The sequence below is a fragment of the Acinetobacter gyllenbergii CIP 110306 = MTCC 11365 genome (genome assembly GCF_000413855.1).
GTDB lineage: Bacteria > Pseudomonadota > Gammaproteobacteria > Pseudomonadales > Moraxellaceae > Acinetobacter > Acinetobacter gyllenbergii.
Genome location: NZ_ATGG01000007.1, coordinates 55,044 through 76,517, shown reverse-complemented (window position 1 = coordinate 76,517; position 21,474 = coordinate 55,044). Strand labels below are relative to the sequence as shown.

The 21,474-nt window shown below is 42.9% G+C and carries 20 protein-coding genes and 1 tRNA gene; 10 read left to right on the top strand and 11 right to left on the bottom strand.

What is annotated here, in order from left to right; translation table 11 throughout:
* Positions 1–15: 15 nt before the first annotated feature.
* Positions 16–2,763: a bifunctional [glutamate--ammonia ligase]-adenylyl-L-tyrosine phosphorylase/[glutamate--ammonia-ligase] adenylyltransferase gene (gene glnE, locus F957_RS17275; RefSeq protein ID WP_016660155.1), complete on the bottom strand. Its 2,748-nt coding sequence runs from the start codon at positions 2,761–2,763 to the stop codon at positions 16–18.
* A 72-nt stretch (positions 2,764–2,835) separates the two neighbouring features.
* Positions 2,836–4,107: a sensor histidine kinase gene (locus F957_RS17280; protein ID WP_016540688.1), complete on the bottom strand. Its 1,272-nt coding sequence runs from the start codon at positions 4,105–4,107 to the stop codon at positions 2,836–2,838.
* 300 nt (positions 4,108–4,407) lie between these two features.
* Between F957_RS17280 and F957_RS17285 the strand changes: the two genes are divergently transcribed.
* A complete protein-coding gene (locus F957_RS17285; RefSeq protein ID WP_032860571.1) occupies positions 4,408–4,851 on the top strand; it encodes a hypothetical protein in 444 nt (147 codons plus the stop codon).
* A 157-nt stretch (positions 4,852–5,008) separates the two neighbouring features.
* Positions 5,009–5,494 (top strand): NF045616 family extracytoplasmic (lipo)protein, encoded by a 486-nt coding sequence (locus tag F957_RS17290; protein WP_016660153.1) that lies wholly within the window; start codon positions 5,009–5,011, stop codon positions 5,492–5,494.
* Positions 5,495–5,633: 139 nt separating this feature from the next.
* On the opposite strand, the gene F957_RS17295 is transcribed toward F957_RS17290, so the two are convergent.
* Positions 5,634–5,720 (bottom strand) — tRNA-Leu (locus F957_RS17295).
* A 180-nt stretch (positions 5,721–5,900) separates the two neighbouring features.
* Between F957_RS17295 and queA the strand changes: the two genes are divergently transcribed.
* The 7 genes from queA to secF all read left to right on the top strand — a co-directional run bounded on the left by queA (position 5,901) and on the right by secF (position 13,688).
* Positions 5,901–6,938, top strand: coding sequence for a tRNA preQ1(34) S-adenosylmethionine ribosyltransferase-isomerase QueA (gene queA, locus F957_RS17300; RefSeq protein ID WP_016540690.1), 1,038 nt, complete (start codon positions 5,901–5,903; stop codon positions 6,936–6,938).
* Positions 6,939–7,116: 178 nt separating this feature from the next.
* Positions 7,117–8,145 (top strand): hypothetical protein, encoded by a 1,029-nt coding sequence (locus F957_RS17305; protein WP_016540691.1) that lies wholly within the window; start codon positions 7,117–7,119, stop codon positions 8,143–8,145.
* Between the two features lie 31 nt (positions 8,146–8,176).
* Complete coding sequence (locus F957_RS17310; protein WP_016540692.1) at positions 8,177–8,746, top strand: LemA family protein; 570 nt, start codon at positions 8,177–8,179, stop codon at positions 8,744–8,746.
* 441 nt (positions 8,747–9,187) lie between these two features.
* Complete coding sequence (gene tgt, locus F957_RS17315; RefSeq protein WP_005206304.1) at positions 9,188–10,318, top strand: tRNA guanosine(34) transglycosylase Tgt; 1,131 nt, start codon at positions 9,188–9,190, stop codon at positions 10,316–10,318.
* 108 nt (positions 10,319–10,426) lie between these two features.
* Positions 10,427–10,756: a preprotein translocase subunit YajC gene (gene yajC, locus F957_RS17320; RefSeq protein ID WP_005206306.1), complete on the top strand. Its 330-nt coding sequence runs from the start codon at positions 10,427–10,429 to the stop codon at positions 10,754–10,756.
* Between the two features lie 51 nt (positions 10,757–10,807).
* Positions 10,808–12,709 (top strand): protein translocase subunit SecD, encoded by a 1,902-nt coding sequence (gene secD, locus F957_RS17325; protein WP_016540693.1) that lies wholly within the window; start codon positions 10,808–10,810, stop codon positions 12,707–12,709.
* Between the two features lie 10 nt (positions 12,710–12,719).
* A complete protein-coding gene (gene secF, locus F957_RS17330) occupies positions 12,720–13,688 on the top strand; it encodes a protein translocase subunit SecF (RefSeq protein ID WP_016540694.1) in 969 nt (322 codons plus the stop codon).
* A gap of 122 nt (positions 13,689–13,810) precedes the next feature.
* Here secF and F957_RS17335 read toward each other — a convergent pair whose 3' ends face one another.
* Entirely contained in the window at positions 13,811–14,524 is a 714-nt protein-coding gene (locus F957_RS17335; protein ID WP_016660152.1) for an aspartate/glutamate racemase family protein, read from the bottom strand.
* Between the two features lie 192 nt (positions 14,525–14,716).
* Between F957_RS17335 and F957_RS17340 the strand changes: the two genes are divergently transcribed.
* Positions 14,717–16,183 (top strand): NCS1 family nucleobase:cation symporter-1, encoded by a 1,467-nt coding sequence (locus F957_RS17340; protein ID WP_016540696.1) that lies wholly within the window; start codon positions 14,717–14,719, stop codon positions 16,181–16,183.
* Positions 16,184–16,205: 22 nt separating this feature from the next.
* Here F957_RS17340 and F957_RS17345 read toward each other — a convergent pair whose 3' ends face one another.
* The 7 genes from F957_RS17345 to F957_RS17375 are packed head-to-tail and all read right to left on the bottom strand — an operon-like array spanning position 16,206 to position 21,474.
* Positions 16,206–16,859: a 4'-phosphopantetheinyl transferase family protein gene (locus F957_RS17345; RefSeq protein ID WP_016540697.1), complete on the bottom strand. Its 654-nt coding sequence runs from the start codon at positions 16,857–16,859 to the stop codon at positions 16,206–16,208.
* 22 nt (positions 16,860–16,881) lie between these two features.
* On the bottom strand, positions 16,882–17,316 hold the full coding sequence (locus tag F957_RS17350) for a hypothetical protein (RefSeq protein WP_004652495.1): 435 nt from the start codon (positions 17,314–17,316) through the stop codon (positions 16,882–16,884).
* A gap of 18 nt (positions 17,317–17,334) precedes the next feature.
* Positions 17,335–18,558 carry a beta-ketoacyl-ACP synthase gene (locus F957_RS17355; RefSeq protein ID WP_016540698.1) on the bottom strand — a complete coding sequence of 408 codons (1,224 nt, stop codon included), beginning with the start codon at positions 18,556–18,558 and terminating at the stop codon, positions 17,335–17,337.
* A complete protein-coding gene (locus F957_RS17360; RefSeq protein WP_016540699.1) occupies positions 18,558–19,283 on the bottom strand; it encodes a 3-ketoacyl-ACP reductase FabG2 in 726 nt (241 codons plus the stop codon). The genes F957_RS17355 and F957_RS17360 overlap by 1 nt, the downstream gene beginning before the upstream one ends.
* A gap of 14 nt (positions 19,284–19,297) precedes the next feature.
* Positions 19,298–19,729 carry an ApeP family dehydratase gene (locus F957_RS17365; RefSeq protein WP_016540700.1) on the bottom strand — a complete coding sequence of 144 codons (432 nt, stop codon included), beginning with the start codon at positions 19,727–19,729 and terminating at the stop codon, positions 19,298–19,300.
* Positions 19,730–20,923, bottom strand: a complete 1,194-nt coding sequence (locus F957_RS17370) for a beta-ketoacyl-[acyl-carrier-protein] synthase family protein (RefSeq protein ID WP_016540701.1) — start codon at positions 20,921–20,923, stop codon at positions 19,730–19,732.
* The gene (locus F957_RS17375; RefSeq protein ID WP_016540702.1) at positions 20,920–21,474 is read right to left on the bottom strand and encodes a DUF3261 domain-containing protein; all 555 of its coding nucleotides are present in this window, start codon (positions 21,472–21,474) and stop codon (positions 20,920–20,922) included. The genes F957_RS17370 and F957_RS17375 overlap by 4 nt, the downstream gene beginning before the upstream one ends.

Genomic DNA, 21,474 nt, shown 5'->3' with positions numbered 1-21,474 from the left:
TTCTTTTTTACACAATTATTCACTTTCCAATGCTTGCGCAGTTGGATCAATTAATCTCTGCCATAACTTGCAAACGATCTCGCGGGTATCGTGCCAATCCGCAGCATTGACTTGCATAGATTGATTTGCAAGCGCTAGACGGTGGCTCTCAGCTCGTTCACGGAGATAAGCGTGTATTAATGCTGTGGCATCTTCACTGGATAAGCAGCCTGCTTGAGCAGCATCTTCTAGAATTCTTACATTGTCGGAAAAATGGGCGAGATCTGTATTCGTCCCACTCCATGCAAGCACAACATACTGTGCCATAAATTCGATATCAACGATACCACCTGAGTCCTGTTTTAAATGAAAAATCCCATGTTTTTTTTGCTCAGAAGATGATCCCAAATGATCTTTCATCTTTTGGCGCATTTTCAGCACTTCTTCACGCACTACATTTTCATCACGCACTTGGGTCAGGATTTGACAGCGAATCTGTTCAAATTGCGTGCATAATCCACGATCTCCTGCAATCGAACGAGCACGCACTAGAGCTTGATGCTCCCAGAGCCAAGCACTTTTCTGTTGATATTGTTCATAAGCTTTTAAACTGGTGACCAACATCCCAGCCTCACCCGAAGGTCGCAGACGAGTATCAATTTCATAGACACGTCCATCCAAGGTTTGCGTCGTCATCAAGGACATAAATTTCTGCGCAACACGAATCGCAAACTCGGCCCCACTAATACCCTTACGGCCATCGGTTTCACCTTGTTCTTCAAGCGCATGGATAAACACTAAATCTAAATCCGAGCCATAGCCCAACTCAATGCCACCCAATTTGCCATAAGCAATCACCGCAAAGCCTTTATTGTCCAAACTGCATCGTTGCCCATCATTGCCGATAGGATAGCCGTGCCGTTCTGCAACCGCTTCATATGCGAGATTCAGCGTCGCCTGTACACTGACTTCAGCAATATCCGTGAGCGCATCGGAGACTTTCATCAACGGACTTTCTGCCAATACATCACTGGCGGCAACTGTCAGCACATTACTCTTTTTAAATAAGCGCAATACCCGCATCTGATCTTCAACTTGATCAATCTCGATCCGCAACAATTGTTGGCGCAGTGAATCTTCCAGATCTTTGCGTTGTGGCAGACCAAAATCCATCGACAAGAACTCGTCCAACAACACAGGATATTGCGCCAGTTCTTCACAAATCCACGGACTGACGGTTGCCATCTTGACCAGTCGCTGCAAAGCACCTCGGCTTTCCATCAACATCACCAGATAGACCGTACGACGTAACACCGATTCCACCAAGGGCATCAAACGTAACAGTGCCGTTTGCGGTTGATCCGACTGTAAAATCGCTTCGATCAAATGCGGCCAGAATTTCTTTAAACGCTCTAAAGCACTGGCAGGGATTTTGCGTAACGCCTGCCCATGCCAGAAGTTTTGAATTAAGTTCTTGGCATCATCATTTAGTACTGCATTCAGTTTTTGTTCAAGCTGAACGAAATCATCGATAGGCTCAGCAAACTCTTTTTCCTGAATCAATTGTTTAAACTGGACTTTGACCTTGTCACGTTTCTGATTGAGCACCTCCAAGAAGGTAGGCCAATCGGCAAAGCCAAGTGTGTCCAACATGCGTTGTCTCTGCTCAGGTTCCGTTGGCAAAGATTGGGTTTGCTGATCATTCAAGGCTTGAATGGCATGTTCGACTCGTCTCAGGAATAGATAAGCATCTTCCAGATCAATCACTGCTTGCTGATCCAGCAGTTCGGCTTCACCCAAATGATGTAAATTGACTAAACATTGACGATCTTGCAGTTCGCGCTTCGATCCACCATAAATCAACTGAAAGACCTGCACGATGAACTCGATTTCACGAATCCCACCTGCACCGAGCTTAATATCTTCTTCGATATTACGGCGCATGACCTCACGTTCGATCATGGCTTTCATTTCACGCATGGCAGCAAAAGCGGAATAATCGACATAACGGCGGAATACAAACGGACGCGACATGTCTAACAATTCTTCGCCCGCTTTGCCGCCGGTAATTACCCTTGCCTTAATCCACGCATAACGTTCCCATTCACGCCCATGCTGGCTTAAATATTTTTCTAATCCACTATGGCTAATCGCCAAGGCTGAACCATCACCCCACGGACGCAAACGCATATCGACACGGAATACAAAACCATCTGCAGTAATATGATCGAGCAAATAAATCAGCTTCTGTCCCCATAGAATACAGAACTGTTGTACATCAATACATTTACGCCCATTGGTTTCGCCTTGTTCATCGAAGGCAAAAATCAGATCAATATCACTGGATAAATTCAGCTCTTGCGCGCCGAGCTTACCCATACCAATCACAATTAGATCTTGTAACTGACCTGAATAACCAATGGGTTCACCGTGTTTGGCTAATAAAGGCGGTAATGCAAAAGCTTTGGCGGCACAAATACTGGCATCGGCAAAATCGGATAGCTCACGTGTCAACGTCACCACATTGGTGAGTTGATTGGCATCTTGCCAAATCCAGCGAAACATCAGCTTGGCACGGAGTACGCGTAAAGCTTTCATCCATGATTGTTCATCGGTGACTTCAGCCACAGCCAATTGCACTTTTTGATGGATGGTTTCGGTCGACAGCGAGTCCAGAAATTGATCTTCGGAATAGTCTTGTTCTAATTGTAATGTGTATAAATTTAAAACTTGTTCAGCATATTGGCTTGCAACTAAGGTTTTTTGTAGCTGTTGCGCATTCATATAAAAAGGCTCGACTGATGTCATCTCATCTAGGTTAGTTATATCAGTTACAAGCTTATCTTTAAAATCTCTTTAGACTAATTTCGCTTTGCTTTTTTGTTGATCCGTACATAAATCAACCTGTTCACGTTCGATTGGCAGCAACACGGTAAACACAGTACCTTCGCCTTCATTGGAGCTAACATTGATTTCACCCAAATTCATTTCTACAAAGCGCTTACACAAGCTTAAGCCCAGACCTGCGCCTTTCTCTCCTGCGGTTCCTTTATAGCTGATAGTAATCCGCGGCTGGAACAGATCGTTGATTTGTTGTTGAGTCATGCCGAGGCCAGTGTCTTTGACATAGATTTCAACATAAGTGCCTTTGTGTTGTGCTTGGATATAGACTTTGCCCGTTCCATCAACATCGGTAAATTTCAGTGCATTGGAGACTAAGTTCTGAATCACCGAAGTGATCATATTCATATCGGCATAGACTTTTAGATTTTCATCTACTTCATTAATCAGTTGAATATTCTTCTTAATGGCCAAGGTTTTGAGAATATCAGTCACGATATTGGTGATCTGGCGCAGCTTAAAATTGATGGGGTGATAGACAAAACGCCCACCTTCGGCCATCGCCCAATTGAGCAAGCTTTCTAATAAGTTATAAGTCGATTGAGAAGTATCGTAAAGATAGTCCGCAATATTCTGAATACTGGATTCGTCTAAGGTTTCACGTTCTTTCGCTAATATCTCAGAGAAACCTAGTAGCCCATGAAATGGCGCACGTAGGTCATGGGAAATAATCGAAAAGAATTTGGTTTTACTAAAATTGAGTGCAGCTTCTTGTTCGTATAGTTCTTTCAACTCGTCATGGTTAAACTTCAATTCCAGTTGTTGCATGAAGTTGACACAATGTTCTTGGAGGAGTTGTTTTTGTAGATCGCTAAAGCCTTGGGCAGCTTCATCAAACAGGATGATATAACCGAGTGAGGTTTGATCTGGGTGTCTAAGATGTAAAGCGACTGCAGTTTGGATTTTCTTTTTTAGGGGTGCGAGAAATGCCAGTAAAGTTGAGTATTGCGGATGGTCGCTATCGACTAGATCACCATTCACAAATAGCGTATTTAAGCTTTTGGTAATTTTTGCAGAATCAATCGCTTTGAGTTTTTCAGGGCAACGGTGCCAAAGGTAAGGTTCTTGGTGAAATGACAGCAATGCGGTACTGGCTTGCATCAGTTTTCGGTTGAACTGTAAAAATTGCTCAAGCAAGTTCTGCTCTGAAGTTAGCCCCAAAGAAAGAGAGATTTTACAAGCACTTAACTTTTCGGCTTGCTGTAGTTCTAATAATTGAATCGTCATTCCCGCCTCTCGAATATTTTCGTTATACGGTTCTTTACGTTTTATAAAAAAAATGTGAAAACTATCACTTAGTATTAACAAACTTTAACAGAAAAGGCAATTGTTGATTCAATCAATTCGCAACAAAACGTGAAATTTCATTAAATTTTAACTTAGATCAAATCCCAATAGATAAACTAATCTCCAGGTAAATGCTTTACTTTTAAATCATCATAAATCTCAATCAATGCATCTACACTCAGAAATAGCAATCCAGAAGAGAGAAAGTTAGACATGTTATTCCATGACAAGGGTTTTGATATGAAACTATTTAATATATTTCTTATTTCATTTATGCTATTCCTAGTTATTGGATGCACAAGTCAGAACAATGTAAAAACTGATATTGTTGTTTCTAGCAACCGAGACAATCTTCACTTCTCATTTCCGACAGATAAAAAAGTTTTAGTTTATCATTATGAAATTAATGATTATGAAAACTTTGAATCAGATGGTATAACTTATAAAAAATTATTTGTGTCTAAAGAAATCAACAAAGAAATGAAAGAAATTATTTTAAAGAACTACAAATCAAATCATATTTTAGAAAATCATGCTTACTATATATTGTTAGGTGAGCAAGGATTAAATAGAACTGGTATTGGATTTACCACAGTTGGTTTTTGTTTACATAGAGACAAAATACTTACCAAACAACAAAGTGAAAAATCTCACACATTTATTCAAAAATGCCATAATCTATAAGACTACAGATAGAACTATGCAAATTCTTAAACTAAGCTCAAGCACTATTGAAGCTTAATTCAAGGTATTTACCATGAAATTTCAAATACGGATAAGCACTATTTCTTGTGGATCCCATTAAGCTAAATAATATATCTAAGCAACCAAATAAAACCTGATGAAATTATTATATTTATTACTTCTTATTAGTAGTACTGCCAATGCTTCTCCACATTCCTCCCTATATGTCAAAGTTAAAGACAATGATGTCTGTGTATTTACAAAAAGAGCGTATGACAAAGCATATGAAAATCAGACCTTAATTTATATAGGTAAAGTAGATGGAATTAATGCTTTTCACTCTTCCTACTCAAAAACCTATTTGAATCTTAAAATACCTATAAACGAAGAAAACTGTATTAAAATTAAATCTTCTGAATTTAAAGAGCCTTTTCCATATGAAGTTGTCCTGGAAACAAACCAATCATATGCGCAAAGAATTTGCGTAAATAGGACTACTGAAGGAAAAACTGTATTATTAGAAGCTAAAGCAGATCTAGAGAAAGGTATATATTGTGGTACTAATCAATATGATTACTCTAGCAATGGTCTTTGGAGAATGTTAAAAAATATCTATTATTGGTTCGTCAGTTTATTAAATTAAACTATCTTAAAAGTTGCTTACGTACACTTCAACGAAGTGTAGCAAGCAAAGACTTTTCGTTAGAAATATGTATCTAATTCATTTTGATAGACATTAAAAAACCCCAAGCCTTTAATACCAGCTTGGGGTCTTTGAATCTTGGTCCCGAGGGTCGGACTCGAACCGACACGTCATCTCTGACAGCGGATTTTGAGTCCGCCGCGTCTACCAATTTCACCACCTCGGGAAGAGTGCGATGCTTTGTGTTGCGTATAATAACCTGTTTGATTTTATTGTCAAACACTAACTCACGCTTATTGCTCACTTTTAAATCATTCAGATATTTTTCTATCAATAAACACGCGAACTCAGCGAGAAAACGCAAAAAAGACTATACTACGCCCAATTTTTGCAATGTTTTAGATGTATGCAACTCTCCGACTTTTCGTTTGATCTCCCCGATGAACTTATTGCTCGCTATCCATTAGACAGCCGTAGCGCATCTCGCCTACTGCATATCGATGCGCAAGGTCAGTATCACGACCACGCCTTTACCGATATTCTCGACCTGCTCGAAGACGGTGATTTGCTGGTATTGAATGACACCAAAGTCATGAAAGCACGCTTAAAAGGCAAACGTGCTACAGGCGGAGCTATCGAAGTTCTGGTTGAGCGCATGTTGGATCCCCACACTGCCCATTGCCACATCAAATCAAGCAACTCACCGAAAGCTGGCGCAGAACTGTATATCGGTGAAGATGCGGTGCCTGTCACCGTACAAGGTCGCCATGAAAATCTGTTTGTGGTGAAGTTTTCACAACCGATTTTGTCGGTGCTGGATCAATACGGCCAACTGCCGATTCCACCTTATTTCAACCGTGAAGCGGAAGAGATTGATACTGAACGTTATCAAACCGTGTTCCACGACCCTGAAAAAATTGCCAGCGTTGCAGCACCAACTGCCAGTCTGCATTTCGACCAAGGCTTATTAGAAAAATTAGCCGCGAAAGGCGTGCAAAAAACCTTTGTCACACTACATGTCGGTGCAGGAACGTTTATGCCTGTGCGTACCACTGACATTACTAATCACATTATGCACAGTGAATGGTGTGACGTACCACAAGCGACCATTGACCTGATTTTGGCCACCAAAGCACGCGGCAATAAAGTCATTGCGGTAGGCACTACGGCGACCCGTGCCCTAGAAAGCGCAGCACAAGCCAATCAAGGTCAAATTGCAGCTTGGACAGGTGATACGCAAATCTTTATCTATCCAGGTTATCAGTTCTGCATCGTGGATCGTTTGATCACCAACTTCCATTTACCAGAATCGACCTTATTAATGTTGGTTTCAGCGCTATCCAATCGTGACAATATCTTGGCGGCTTATACCCATGCAGTAGAACAACGTTATCGCTTCTTTAGTTATGGCGATGCGATGTTGGTGGATAAGCTCGACGCTTAATACTGATCAATCGACTAAATTACGGTTTAGTCGATTTTTCCTATAAAAATGCTTTGGTAAAAGCCGTTCATTCAAAATAATAAAACACAGCTAGATTCAGATTATAGACTTCTTAGTTTCTGAAATTTAACGCATAATTTAGACAAGAGCACCCCATTATAATGAAACGATTATTTCCATGCCAATCGACACTGTACAACAAGCACTGCATATCAGACGTAAAAAAAATGCGCAGGTTTTTCGCAATATTGCTCGGCTTTGGGAGGTTGGGCAGAAAGCACATAGCGATCAAGCCCTACTAGATGCACTGCATCCTTGGCGTGACGATCACAGCCTGCGTTTTTTTAATGTACTGCCCTATTTATTCGCATTGATCAGCGTAGGCACATTAATCTTTGGTTATTTTCTACATCCACATATTCAATATATCTGGAGCCTACTGGGTGCATTCCTTACTGGTTTTCTGGCCTATTTGCTCTATGAACCACAACAACCATTAACACGCGTCATTCATTATCTAGAAGAACGCATGACCGTATTACGCTATGGTTTACAGTTCCAGCAACTCCCAGCTTATTTACCGATTCAAGCGCAGCCCCTTTTGGTGATCAGTAAGTTAAAGCAACATTTCCCCCTATTTAATCGGGGTAATGAAGCCAACGAGATTACCCAATACGCATCGACCACATGGCATGATGGCAACACAGAACATCAGGTTCTACTGTTTCAATATCACTATGTCAGCGAAATGCCGATCCTACAGGATCAGAGTCGTGATAAAAAAATTGTCAAAAAAATCCATAAAGATTTGTGGGGTGCCTTTATTTTTCAAATGCCAGCCTTAGGAATTGCCGTCAGCAATCAACGCGCTCGTTTCTTTGCGCCCTACACCAGCTCATGGCAAAGCAGTGACATTTTGATTAATCAAGAATTGAATATCTGTGGTCTTGATCAACACCAACTTGCCAAAGCAATCAGCCCGAGCCTCACCTTAAAACTACATGATTTTTTTCAACATTTTACAGGTGATTTAATTTATCATCATGAAGAGCAAATCATGTGTTACGTGGGCGAACAAAATCTTTTCCAAACCGCCAGTAAACGCAGTGACATTCAGGATATTCCCGCATTACGTGGACACTTAAGAACCATGACCATGCCGCAATATCATAAGTTTCAACAACTCATGCTGAATTTAATTCGCTAATCATTGAGCAATAACAATAAGGGGAATGGCGATGACAGGTTTACTGATCTTCTTGGGAATTTTTGTCGCACTGATCGTGTGGGGCATTTCTATCCGTAATAATATCGTGCGTTATTTTAATGCCACCAAACGGGCATGGTCAGAAGTGGCCAACTTCGAACGTCAAAAAGTAAAGACCTTAGAAGCCTTGGAAGCAACGTTGGATCAATACACCCAGTTCGAGAAATCGACTTTAGAAAAAGTCACCGAATTGCGCCAACAGATTCTCAATCTGAATGTGAATGACACGGATATTTCTCAGTTACAACAAATTGAGAAAATGAGTAAGGAGCTGATTCGTAGTCTGAATGTGGTGGTCGAAAATCATCCTGAACTGAAAGCAGATGCACTGTATAGCAAGATGATGGATGATATTCAGGAGCAAAACGAAAATATCGGTGCTGCAATTACCATTTTTAACCGCAATGTAGAATTGTTTAATAACCAGATCGAGGTGTTTCCAAACAACTTGATCAATACCCTGACTTTATCCAAGAAAGCGATTCGCCCATTTAAGGATAATCTGGCGACTGAAAATTTTGACTATAAACCGAATTTTTAGTGCGGTAGTTATACATATTAGCATCTTACCGTTATCTCACTCATTTCAGCAAAAACCTTCGGTTGCAGTTACTTTTGTTTTGGCAAAAGTAACCAAAACCCTTGCACAGCTTTAATCGCTGTTCATAGACTGACGGTACATCCCTGCTACCGTAGTCTAACGCGGCGGCATCCATGCCGCCATCTCGATAGCAAATTCCCTCACAAATTTCGCATTACAAAATGCAAAAACCTTATTCACTTAAATCAGTATTTGCTCATCAACATTCGAGCAAATATCACTCAAAACTTATCAAACTAAATCTATTTTATCTCTCGCTACATTTAGTAGTAGAACTACACGCCATAATCGGGGAAAATAGCCGCTTTCGATCAGCGAACTGTTTTTTCGCCTCCTTGCGCTGCAATCAAAGTAGCACTTCGATCTTGCTCAGGTTATTACATGAAATTTGAAAAATTAGGCCAGTCGGGGCGCGCCCGTCGTGGTCGACTTACTTTAGAACATGGTGTGGTGGAAACCCCTGTGTTTATGCCTGTGGGTACTTACGGTACGGTTAAAGGCATGCTCCCACGTGATATTGAAGAAATTCAAGCACAGATTATCTTAGGAAATACCTTCCACCTTTACTTACGTCCAGGTTTGGAAGTGATTAAAGAGCATGGCGGTCTGCATGAGTTTATCCAATGGGATAAACCAATTTTGACTGACTCAGGCGGTTTCCAAGTGTTTAGCTTGGGCGCAATGCGTAAAATCAAAGAAGAAGGTGTCACCTTCCGCTCTCCGATTGATGGTTCAAAGGTGTTCTTGTCTCCAGAAATTTCAATGGAGATCCAACATGTACTGAACTCAGATATCGTGATGATTTTTGATGAATGTACCCCTTACCCTGCCACCCATGAAGAAGCGCAAAAATCATTGCAACTTTCTTTACGCTGGGCCAAACGTTGTAAAACGCATCATCATGATGCGCTTAACAATAAAAATGCCTTATTCGGCATCATTCAAGGTGGGATGTACGAAGACCTACGTGACGAGTCACTCAAAGGCTTGTTAGAAGTTGGTTTTGATGGTTATGCGATTGGTGGCTTATCGGTCGGTGAACCGAAAGAAGAAATGATCAAGGTGCTTGATTATCTACCCAACAAAATGCCACAGGATAAACCTCGCTATTTAATGGGTGTGGGTAAACCAGAAGACATCGTAGAAGCGGTTCGTCGTGGTGTCGATATGTTTGACTGCGTGATGCCAACCCGTAATGCTCGTAATGGTCATTATTTTGTTACTGATGGTTTGGTCAGAATCCGTAATAGTAAATATCGCCATGATAAAGGGCCTTTAGACCCACATTGTGATTGCTACACTTGTAAAAACTTTACTCGTGCCTATTTATATCATTTAGAGAAGTGTGGTGAGATGCTGGCATCAATGCTTGGCACCATCCACAACTTGCGTTACTACCAACGCCTGACGCAAGGTATGCGTGATGCATTGGATAATGGCACATTTGATGAATACGTTCAGGACTTTTATGCCCGTCGTGGATTAGAAGTTCCAGCATGTCCAGAAGACTAAGCAGAACGATTTGCATCAAGATTTGCGCCTGATCGCAAGACAAGGTACATTGCAAAACGAATTGGAATTTATTGTTAATTTTTTGCCTTTTAATTTTAGGAAATCGAAATGAGTTTTTTCATCTCTACTGCTCACGCTGCACCTGCTGCGGCACAAGGTCCAAGCCTTATGGCAAACTTATTGATGATCGCGGTATTCATCGCAATCTTCTATTTCTTGATCTGGAGACCTCAGGCAAAACGTGCTAAAGAACATCGTTCTTTAATCGAAAGCTTGGGTGTAGGCAGCGAGATCGTGTTTGCTGGTGGTTTAATGGGGAGAATTACCAAACTTGAAGGTGACTTTGCAGTTGTTGAACTCACTCGTGGTGTTGAGGTAAAAATCCAACGTGCGAGTGTCATTTCAGTATTACCTGAAGGCACATTAAATAACCTTTAATCATAAAATAGTCGTGCCTCAGCACGACTTTTTCATTTAAGAAGAAAGCGAATGCGTTACCCTGCATGGAAATATTTACTGATCCTTGTGGTACTTGTGATCAGTACGTTATATGCACTTCCAAGTCTGTATCCAGATGAACCTGCTGTCCAAATTTCGGGGGCAAAAGCAGGCACCAAAATTGATCAGACGATCGTGCAAAAAGCTGAGCAGATTTTAAAAACTGCCAACATAAGCAGTCACGACAATAGCTTTACCAACAACGCGGCATTATTACGCTTAAACTCTTCTGAAGAACAGTTAAAAGCCAAAGAAGTGTTACGTCGTGATTTAGGTGAAGACTATGTAGTTGCACTCAACCTTGCACCAACCACTCCTGAGTGGTTGCAAAAGATTGGGGCAAAACCGATGAAACTCGGTTTGGACTTACGTGGCGGTGTACACTTCTTGCTCGAAGTCGACATGGATAAAGCGATTAGTCAGCGTATGGAAACATCTGCGACTGATTTGCGTCGTCAGTTCCGTGATAACAAAATCAAATTTAACAACCTTGCTTTAAATAACAATACCATTACTGTCCAGTTTGCCAGCAATGCAGACCGTGATGCAGCGACTGATTTTTTACGTCGTAATGGCAATGAGTTTACCCAACAAGCGGTTGCAACATCATCTGGTGCGACTTTAAGACTGAATTATACCGATGCGCGTCGTCAGGAAATTCAATCTTATGCAGTCAACCAAAACTTAACTACTTTACGTAACCGTATTAACGAACTCGGTGTGGCTGAAGCATTGGTACAAACCCAAGGTAGCAACCGTATTGTGGTTGAATTACCGGGTGTACAAGATACCGCAGAAGCAAAACGTGTCTTGGGTCGTACGGCAAACTTAGAGTTCCGTTTGGTCGCAGATAGTAATGATCAATATATTGACCCATATACAGGGAAATATAATGGTCAGCCGCTTCCTCCAGGGACTGAAGTCTTTGCTTATCAGTCTTTAGACAGTGGTCGTCAATTGCTGTTACAACGTAACCGTATTTTGACTGGTGAACGTGTTCAAAACGCAAGTTCTGGCTTTAGCCAAGACTCTGGTGGTGCTGAAGTAAACATCACGCTGGATTCTTCAGGTGGTAAGTTGATGGCAGATGCCACTCGTGGTGCTGTCGGCAAACGTATGGCGGTTTTGTTTATCGAAAATAAACAAAAAATCTCTTACGTGGCTGATCCAAACACGGGTGTCCAGACTGAAGTTCGTACTCCATATACTGAATCTGTGGTGATCAACGCTGCAACCATTCAAGCCGTATTGGGCTCACAATTCCGCATTACTGGTCTAGATTCTCCACAAGAAGCGGCAGAACTTGCCTTGATGCTGCGTGCGGGTGCTTTGGCTGCGCCAATGTACTTCGTTGAAGAGCGTGTTGTAGGTCCAAGCTTGGGGCAAGAAAACATTGATAAGGGTGTATTATCGACCCAAATCGGTTTCTTGTTGGTTGCGATCTGGATGGTGGTGTTCTTCCGTTTATTCGGTTTGATCGCCAACTTTGCCTTGGTGTTTAACCTTGCCATGATCTTAACCGTGATGTCTTGGCTTGGTGCCTCTCTTACCCTACCAGGTATTGCAGGTATCGTGATTACCATTGGTATGGCAGTCGACTCCAACGTCCTGATCTGTGAACGTATCCGAGAAGAAATGCTCTGGGGTGCCTCGCCCAAACAAGCAATTGTCGCTGGTTATGATCGTGCCTATAACACCATTCTCGACTCGAACTTAACCACATTACTGGTTGCGTTCATCTTGTTCGCGATTGGTACAGGTCCGATCAAAGGCTTTGCGGTGACCTTGATGATTGGTATTGTTTGTTCAATGTTTACTGCAATTACCGTTACCCGTGCCATCGTACAGCTCATTTATGGCAAACGCCGTAATTTGAAAAAGTTGAGTATTTAAGGAGATTCACATGACTGATCTGACTCAACCAGACTCAAAGCAATACGGTCGCCCAGATGATCTAAAAATCATCCCATTCATGAAGATTGCCAAACCTGCGGCCATCTTCTCGATCCTGATTACCATTGCCAGTATCTTCTTTATCGTCACCAAAGGGCTGAACCTAGGTCTAGACTTTACAGGCGGTATTTCTGCTGAGCTTAACTACAAGCAAGGGGTTCAGCCTGCGCAAGTGGTTCAGGCCTTAGATCGTGCGGGATTCAAAGATGCTGTAGTGCAGACTTTGGGAAGTAATACAGACCTGATTGTGCGTATGCCCGTGCAAGAAGACCTGAATGTTGAAGACCTCAGCAATAGCATCACCAAAGCAGTGCAATTACCGAATAACACCGTAGAAGTCCATAAGGTCGATGCCGTCGGTGGTGCAGTCGGTAATGAACTCTATGTCCGTTCTGCGGGTGCAGTTGCGCTTGCACTCATTTTGATGTTGATCTACGTCACCATTCGCTTCGAGTTTAAACTGGCGATGGGTGCGGTAATGTCGTTATTCCACGATATCATCATCATTATCGGTGCATTTGCATTGTTCCAATGGCCATTCGACTTAACCGTACTTGCGGCTGTACTTGCGGTGATCGGTTTCTCACTCAACGATAACATCGTGGTATCGGACCGTATCCGTGAAAACTTCCGTAAGATTCGCGGTGCTACACCCCGTGAAATCGTGGATATTGCGCTAACAGAGACTCTTCGTCGTACTATTCATACCTCGATGACCTTATTACTCGTGGTCCTTGCCATGATGTTCTTGGGTGGCGATGGTCTACATTGGTTCTCTGTGGCAATGTTTGTCGGTGTATTTGTGGGAACCTACTCATCGATCTATATCGGTACAGCATTCGCCTTATGGCGTGGTCTGAATCGTCAGGACTTTATTGTTCAAGTTAAACCTGAATTTGAAGAAGAAGAGATTCCTTAATCTCCTTTCTTTGGATTGAACAATAATGCCAGCGAAATGCTGGCATTATTGTATGCGCTTTAAGGAAAAGCTGAACTTAAACAGACGCTCATGATCTCTTTTTCACCAGCAGGCGTGCTTCATTATCCTTTTATTAAGGGATAATCATAATCTCCCCACTTACTGGTTTGAATGCCTAAACCATGTAAACCTTCAATCAGCTTTACCGCAGCCCGAACCCCATCAATAATCGGAATTCCCAACTCTAGACTGACCTGATCCGCCATCTCGGCCATGCCGCCACAGCCCAATACAATTGCACCAATCCCATCCTCCATTTTGGCTTGCTGGCAGCTTGCCAATAATTTTTCATAGGCCGCTTGCTTATCATGTTCCAATGCCAATACTGGAAGATCAATGCATCGAATCTGTGCACATTTTCGCTCAAAGCCATATTGATGTAATAAATGTTCAGCAATAATTTTGGTTCGGGCTAAGGTGGTCACAATCGAAAATTTTGTTGCCACCAGACTGGCCATATGAAATGCAGCTTCGGCAATGCCAACCACAGGTGCCTGAGCCAATTCCCTCGCCGCATGCAAAGCAGGATCACCAAAGCAAGCAATAATATGCCCATCGACCTGCTGTGCTTTGCCTTGTTGAATTAACTCAAGTACCCCAATAGCAGACATTGCCTCATCATAATGCCCCTCAATCGATAACACGCCTTTTTCGGGAGACTGCGCCATAATTTCGGTATCCGCTTCGGCTACCTGACGTGCAGCCTCAGCAATCGATGTGGTCATTTGGATACAGGTATTTGGATTAATGATTTGAATTCGAGTCGCGTTTCTCATTTCTGCACTTTTTTAATTCAAAAAATAAGCTTGATCATATTTCAATCCAACTGGTCTGAACAGTTAAAATCTAAAATTAAATATTTAAATAAATATAATCAATAAATTAATGATAAGTTTAAAACAATAAGAAGAAGTTGGCTTAATTTCTGCATAACTGGTCTGAACAGTTGTTTATCTTGCAGACCCGTCATGAGCGATAACCCGAACTATAGTTCTAAACTCTCCAATGAAGATCTCATCCCTGCGCAACAAAATTGGACGTGGTATAACATCTTTTCCTTTTGGATGTCTGATGTACATAGTATGGGCGGCTATGTGGTCGCAGCGAGCTTATTTTCACTCGGTCTGGCCAGCTGGCAAGTTCTGCTTGCCTTACTCATTGGTATCGTGATTGTTCAAGTTGCGGCAAACTTGGTCGCAAAACCCAGTCAAATTTCTGGGGTTCCCTATGCGGTCATCTCTCGCCAAGCCTTCGGGATTTATGGGGCCTATATTCCAGCCTTAATTCGCGGCCTGATTGCGGTTTCATGGTATGGCATTCAAACCTGGCTAGCATCCAATGCCTTGATGATGATTCTTCTTAAGTTCTATCCTGCCTTACACCCGCTTACACTGACGGAGTTTGCAGGTCTAAGTACGATTGGCTGGATCTGTTTTGGTTTTATCTGGGCGATACAAGCATTGGTTTTCTGGAAAGGCATGGACACCATCAAGGTGTTTATCGATTGGGCCGGTCCAATGGTCTATGTGGTCATGTTAGCACTGGCCTTATGGCTGGTGTGGAAATCAGGTTGGCATCATATTTCCTTTAATCTCAGTGATAAACACCTCAGCGTCAATCAGCAGATCATGCAAACCATTGTGGCCATTGCATTAGTGGTGTCTTATTTCTCCGGCCCATTACTCAACTTTGGGGATTTCTCCCGTTATGGCAAAAATATGCAACAGGTCAAAAAGGGGAACTTTTGGGGACTACCGTTTAACTTTATGTTCTTTGCCATCATTGTGGTGATGATTGTTTCAGGTACCTTTAGTGTTTTTGGAAAAATGGTGCATGATCCACTCGAAACGGTTGCCATGATCGATAACGGATTTGTGGTGGTGCTCGGTTTATTGACGGTGTTAACCGCGACCATTGGCATTAATATTGTGGCGAATTTCGTTTCAGCAGGTTTTGATTTTTCTAATCTCGCGCCTCGTTTTCTTAATTTTCGCAGAGCAGGCATGATTGCAGCGATCGGTTCCATCTTTATCACCCCATGGAATTTATTTAATTCCCCAGAACTGATTCACTATACCCTTGATACTTTAGCGGCTTTTATCGGTCCACTGTTTGGTATTTTACTTGCTGACTTTTATCTGATTAACAAACAGAAAGTGCGGGTCGATGACTTATTTAGCGATCAACCCACAGCAGCCTATTACTATCAAAAAGGCATCAATAAAAAAGCCGTGATGAGCTTAGTGGCAGCAGTCAGTATCGGCCTGCTGTTGGTTCTTATTCCGAGTTTTCAGTTCTTGGCGCCCTTCAACTGGTTTATTGGCGTTATGCTTGGCAGCAGTTTTTACTATCGCCTCTCTCGGGAAAGTGTCGTTATAAAAGCAAAGCGTATCCGTCATCAGCAAAGCTTAAATCTTCCTCAAAACCATCAATGACTGCATTGATGGTAGTTGTTCTCTAATGCTGAATGATCTGAATTTTTGGAAACTGAAAACCTCGGCAAGACTGCTCTGCCCGCCATGCAATGGTGACCACGATTTTCTGGTTCAGGATAAAGTTCTGGTAAGCAAAAGTGCCAATCAATGGATGCGAACACATGCCACCATGATTGGATGGATGCACTTGGGTATTTAAACTATTCAGGTCCAAACGAATACCAAGACCTGATGCTTTTAATACCGCCTCTTTAGTGGTCCAAACCCGTAACCAATATTCAGGATCTTGATCTTGCTGCAGCCAAGTTTGGTATTCCTCGGCATGAAATGCATGTTGGGCCAAGGCATCAAAGCGCACTTTCCGATCCAGTTCTTCGACATCAATCCCAATATCTTTGACCTGTGCACTCATCGCCAAGGCATAATATTGCTGGCTATGGGTATGGTTAAAATGCAATGCATGCGAACTTAAAAACGGCTTACCATGTTCATGTTTAGAAAAGCTGAGTGCTGCAACTTCACTTTGCAGCCGCTCTGCCAACAGATGATTACGATAGTCCCTGATCTGCTGTTTTTTATAATGATTAAAGCTACTTAAATCAGCAAAATCGGTTTTAGGCTTTTCAAGCAGTTGCGCCAATGCCTGAACATGGATTTCAATTTCACGTAGCGTCATTGGCTTAACCTGATCAAATCACTTAGAACTTCACAATATCGCCTTTCAGCGCAACGCTGGCCACAGCCATGCCTTTATAGCATTGATAAGTGGTCGAATTTTGTGATTCATTCTTTTTAAAATAACTCACGATATTGGTCACTGCATTGGCACCACGCGCTTTTGCTGCTTTGTCTAACTGGATTAATGCCGAACGAAGCACCCAATCACATGACTTTTCAGCTGACTTACCAAAACCATTGGTTTTCTGATTGGTGACGATATCTTGTTCTAATACTTTTCCACCTGATTTGGTACCTTTAAGATAAAACTTTACTGTTCCATCAAGCGTTCCATCGGCAACTGCACGGTCTACCGCCGCTTTAAAATCCAGATTATGCACGGTATCCGCAGCTTGCACAGATGCAGCAAAACCAGTCGTTAATACAGTTGCTAAGAATAATTGTTTGATTGACATTATTATGCCCCTTGCTTGTTATGTTGTTCGTTTAAAAATCAGTGAGGTATTAATCCCTCCAAAAGCGAAGTTATTGCTCATCATGATCTCGATCGCACTCGCCCTCACTTGCTGGGTAATATAATCTAAATCACCACATTGTGGATCAATTTCATCCAGATTCAAGGTTGGAATCAATTGTCCACGCTGCATCATTTCAATGCCTAACCAAGCTTCGATTGCCCCACACGCCCCCAAGGTATGCCCGAAATAACTCTTTAATGAGCTAATCGGTTTACGCCCTAAAATCCTTGCCGTAGCTTGGCTTTCAGCAATATCACCTTGATCGGTTGAAGTGCCATGCGCATTGACATAGTCAATCTGACTGGCATCCAGCTGTGCATCTTTCAATGCCATTTGCATGCATTGCCCCATCCGCTCACTATCAGGCTTAGTCACATGCTGCCCATCGGTATTGCTTGCATAACCAATGATTTCGGCGTAAATGGTAGCGCCACGCTGCTTGGCATGTTCATATTCTTCAAGAATCAAACAACCAGCACCCTCACCAATCACCAAGCCATCTCGTCGTGTATCAAATGGTCTTGGTGATTTTTCAGGATGATCATTCATCCCACTGGTTGCCAATAAAACATCAAAAACGGCGGCACCTGCGGCACTCAGCTCTTCCGCCCCACCCGCAAGCATCAAGGTTTGTTTACCGTATTTAATCGCTTCATAGGCCTGACCAATCGCCATTGAACCTGAGGTACATGCACTTGAGGTTGGCAAGGTGAGCCCTTTCAAGCCGAAATAAACGGTCATATTCACAGCACTGGTGTGTGACATCATGCGGATATAAGTGGTGGCATTGATCTTACTCATGTCTTGATCAATCAGCATATTGCCAAACTCGCGCACCGCATCCACACTGCCAGCAGATGAGCCAAAGGCCACGCCGGCTTCACCGCTATTTAATATCTCATGACCGATTAAGCCCGCATCTTGCAAGGCATTCTCAGCACTGATAACTGACATTAACGCGACACGCCCCATGCCTCGTGTCACTTTGCGATTAAAATGCTTGGCGACTTGAAAATCTGTCACTGGACCTGCAAGCTTGGTTCTTAAATCTGGATATTGCTCCCACTCGGACATATAGCAAATACCGCTTTTACCCGCATGGAATTGAGCAAAGATGTCATCCGCATTTTCACCCAGCGAGGTAATCCCGGCCATGCCTGTAACCACAACACGCTTCATCAAATCAGTCCTCCATTGACCGAAATCACCTGACGGGTAATATAAGAGGCTTCATCTGAACAGAGAAATTTCACCACAGCCGCCACTTCATCCACCTGCCCCATACGCTGCATTGGAATCATTTTTAATGCATGTTCTTTAACTTCATCGGTGACCATTTCCGTTTCAATCAGACCAGGTGCCACACAGTTCACCGTGATTTTGCGCTTGGCCAATTCTAAAGCCAATGCCTTGGTTGCACCAATCAAGCCGGCTTTGGCTGCACTGTAATTCACCTGTCCACGATTGCCCATAATGCCCGAGACCGAAGAAAGCGTCACGATTCGCCCACCTTTGCGTAAATGGATCATCGGCATGATCAAGGGTTTAAGCACATTATAAAAACCGTCTAAGGAGGTCGAAATGACCTCATCCCAGTCCTGATCAGTCAACGCAGGGAAAGCACCGTCATGAGTAAGGCCTGCATTTAAAACCACCCCATAGAAAGCGCCATGCTGTTCGATATCTTGCTCTAATAAGCTTTTGACATACTCACGTTCATTCACATCAAATAATAAATAATGGCTGTTTTGCCCAAGCTTTTGAATCTGTTCAACCACTTGAGCTGCTTCAGTCTCACGTGAACGAGCATGAATGGTCACGTCAAAACCCGCCTGAGCCAATTGCAATGCGATTGCTTTACCAATGCCACGACTTGAACCCGTGACCAATATTCTTCTACTCATTGTTGTTCCTAAAACTATAATGCCAATGTCGATTGATCAGTCGGTTCATAAACACTGAGTAAGGCACTGATCACCTGCTCAGCCCCTTCAATCTCGCAAGAAAACTGCCCCAAACCTTCATGCAGATATTGCTGCTCGACCCGAATCCTCAAGGTCTGTCCAAGCGCAAAATACGCAAAAGGTAAATGTAGCTTACGTGTCCCCAACAAAAAACCCAGTTTTGGTGCTTGCTGTAATTGTTGTCCCATCCAACCGGAATAGGCGCTAATGGTTTGCGCCATAATTTCAATACTGGCCCAAGTCGGTAAACCCGCTGCTTCACAGAACATCAATTCAGGCCGAATGGTCAATTCGGCAATCGCATAACCTTGTTTGACTTCGAGCAAATGATCAATAAAGACCATAGGCTGTTGATGTGGAATATATTCAATCGCATCTAATTTCATTTAATGCTGTACCCCAAATAACAAGCTGATATTGCTGCCACCAAAGGCAAAAGAATTACTCAGCACATAGCAAATGTTCTCGGTCTGCCGAGCATCTGTGACATAGTTTTGATCAGCAAGCTCAGCATCAATCTCAACCTGTTGATGTAAAGGTAAGCCACTTTGATCTTGTAAGAGTTGGGTACAGATAAAAGCTTCTATCGCACCTGCCGCTCCCAAACAATGTCCCGTTTTATGCTTGGTACTGCTTAAGGGCACCTTCAACTCTTGAAAAACTTGTCGAACAGCCTTGATTTCCATCGCATCATTTTGCGGTGTGGCAGTTCCATGTAAGTTGATATACCCCACCTGCTGTGCTGTTATTGCTGCACTGTCCAAGGCACACTGCATCGCTTTCGCTGCCCCCAAACCCTCAGGATGCGGTGCAGAAATATGCCATGCATCCATCGATTCACCCACACCATATAACATGATCGGTGCGGAGGCTTTAGTCAGTAAAAATAAAGCTGCGGCTTCGCCAATATTAATGCCATCACGATTGACACCGCAGGGTTGGCAAACATCTGCCGATAAACTTTCCAAACTGTTAAAACCATTTAAGGTCAGTTGGCATAAGGTATCTACGCCACCAACCAATACCGCATCAGCCAAGTCAGCCTGAATTAAACGCTGTCCTGCGGCAAAGGCTTTGGCACTGGAAGAACAGGCGGTCGAAATGGTATAAGCCGCTCCTTGCCAGCCGAGATAAACTTGTAAAGCCTGGGCTAGGCAACCCATTTCTTGCGGTTGATGCATCACTTCAATAGTATCATTACCATCAAAATACTGTTTCAGTAACAGCTCAGTGTCGGATATTCCTGAGGTCGAAGTACCGATCACAATACTTAGGCGGCTTGGATCAATGCTGGCAATTTGCTGTTGAAGTTTAGTCTCGATTTTTTGCAGCGCAGTCAACGCAAAACGTAGATTACGCGAATCAAATCGACCGAGTGATTCAGGTACAGTCTCAATCAATGGCTCTGCATAGCGTCCGACCCAAACTGCGCGATCCGCTAAAAACCCTGCTTCCAGTGTCAGAGTATTGTCAGGAGTCGTTAAACCTTCACGAATCTGCTGAATATCCTGACCTAATGCAGAAAGCCCAACACTCACAGGAATCCCAACCGCTTGCAACTGAGGTAAAGATTGACTCATGGTTGCACCACTTGCCCAGATTGATCACTATTCAGGGTATTTTCTATCGGGCTCAAGGTCATGCGGTACGGTACCTGCAGATTATCAAGTTCAATGCTATTAGCTTGAGTTTGAATCACTAATACTGCCTTTTCAGCAATAAAAACTTGCTGTTGCGTTGCCGATTGTTGTACCCGAACGGCTTGTTGTCCTAATTGAGCAAACTGGGGATAGGTCGCGAATAACAAATCCCGAACCACAAACTCAAAAGGCAGTAAGCGCATCTGATCAATGCGTTGCTGTACTTTGACCTGCTGCCCATCAAATTGTAATTGAAACAAAGGCTGTCCCGTTAAACCCAAAGCAACCAGAATGAGCTGTTGACCTTGCTGTTGCTGATACAGCAAAAAGCTAAAGCTTTTATCCTTCCATTGCACTTCAACTTGGTCTTGCCGTTGATATTGCTGTGCTGGCCAATGGCTGCTTTTCAGCCCCTGTGCATGGGGCGCCAGTTGACAAGCACTCAACAGCAACATGCCACAACATAATAACGTTATCCAGATCCGTTGCAT

Excerpts from the sequence above, each read along its gene's own strand:
- glnE (WP_016660155.1), bottom strand. The coding sequence starts at position 2,763 with ATGAATGCGCAACAGCTACAAAAAACCTTAGTTGCAAGCCAATATGCT.
- F957_RS17280 (WP_016540688.1), bottom strand. The coding sequence starts at position 4,107 with ATGACGATTCAATTATTAGAACTACAGCAAGCCGAAAAGTTAAGTGCT.
- F957_RS17285 (WP_032860571.1), top strand. The coding sequence starts at position 4,408 with ATGAAACTATTTAATATATTTCTTATTTCATTTATGCTATTCCTAGTT.
- F957_RS17290 (WP_016660153.1), top strand. The coding sequence starts at position 5,009 with ATGAAATTATTATATTTATTACTTCTTATTAGTAGTACTGCCAATGCT.
- queA (WP_016540690.1), top strand. The coding sequence starts at position 5,901 with ATGCAACTCTCCGACTTTTCGTTTGATCTCCCCGATGAACTTATTGCT.
- F957_RS17305 (WP_016540691.1), top strand. The coding sequence starts at position 7,117 with ATGCCAATCGACACTGTACAACAAGCACTGCATATCAGACGTAAAAAA.
- F957_RS17310 (WP_016540692.1), top strand. The coding sequence starts at position 8,177 with ATGACAGGTTTACTGATCTTCTTGGGAATTTTTGTCGCACTGATCGTG.
- tgt (WP_005206304.1), top strand. The coding sequence starts at position 9,188 with ATGAAATTTGAAAAATTAGGCCAGTCGGGGCGCGCCCGTCGTGGTCGA.
- yajC (WP_005206306.1), top strand. The coding sequence starts at position 10,427 with ATGAGTTTTTTCATCTCTACTGCTCACGCTGCACCTGCTGCGGCACAA.
- secD (WP_016540693.1), top strand. The coding sequence starts at position 10,808 with ATGCGTTACCCTGCATGGAAATATTTACTGATCCTTGTGGTACTTGTG.
- secF (WP_016540694.1), top strand. The coding sequence starts at position 12,720 with ATGACTGATCTGACTCAACCAGACTCAAAGCAATACGGTCGCCCAGAT.
- F957_RS17335 (WP_016660152.1), bottom strand. The coding sequence starts at position 14,524 with ATGAGAAACGCGACTCGAATTCAAATCATTAATCCAAATACCTGTATC.
- F957_RS17340 (WP_016540696.1), top strand. The coding sequence starts at position 14,717 with ATGAGCGATAACCCGAACTATAGTTCTAAACTCTCCAATGAAGATCTC.
- F957_RS17345 (WP_016540697.1), bottom strand. The coding sequence starts at position 16,859 with ATGACGCTACGTGAAATTGAAATCCATGTTCAGGCATTGGCGCAACTG.
- F957_RS17350 (WP_004652495.1), bottom strand. The coding sequence starts at position 17,316 with ATGTCAATCAAACAATTATTCTTAGCAACTGTATTAACGACTGGTTTT.
- F957_RS17355 (WP_016540698.1), bottom strand. The coding sequence starts at position 18,558 with ATGAAGCGTGTTGTGGTTACAGGCATGGCCGGGATTACCTCGCTGGGT.
- F957_RS17360 (WP_016540699.1), bottom strand. The coding sequence starts at position 19,283 with ATGAGTAGAAGAATATTGGTCACGGGTTCAAGTCGTGGCATTGGTAAA.
- F957_RS17365 (WP_016540700.1), bottom strand. The coding sequence starts at position 19,729 with ATGAAATTAGATGCGATTGAATATATTCCACATCAACAGCCTATGGTC.
- F957_RS17370 (WP_016540701.1), bottom strand. The coding sequence starts at position 20,923 with ATGAGTCAATCTTTACCTCAGTTGCAAGCGGTTGGGATTCCTGTGAGT.
- F957_RS17375 (WP_016540702.1), bottom strand. The coding sequence starts at position 21,474 with ATGCAACGGATCTGGATAACGTTATTATGTTGTGGCATGTTGCTGTTG.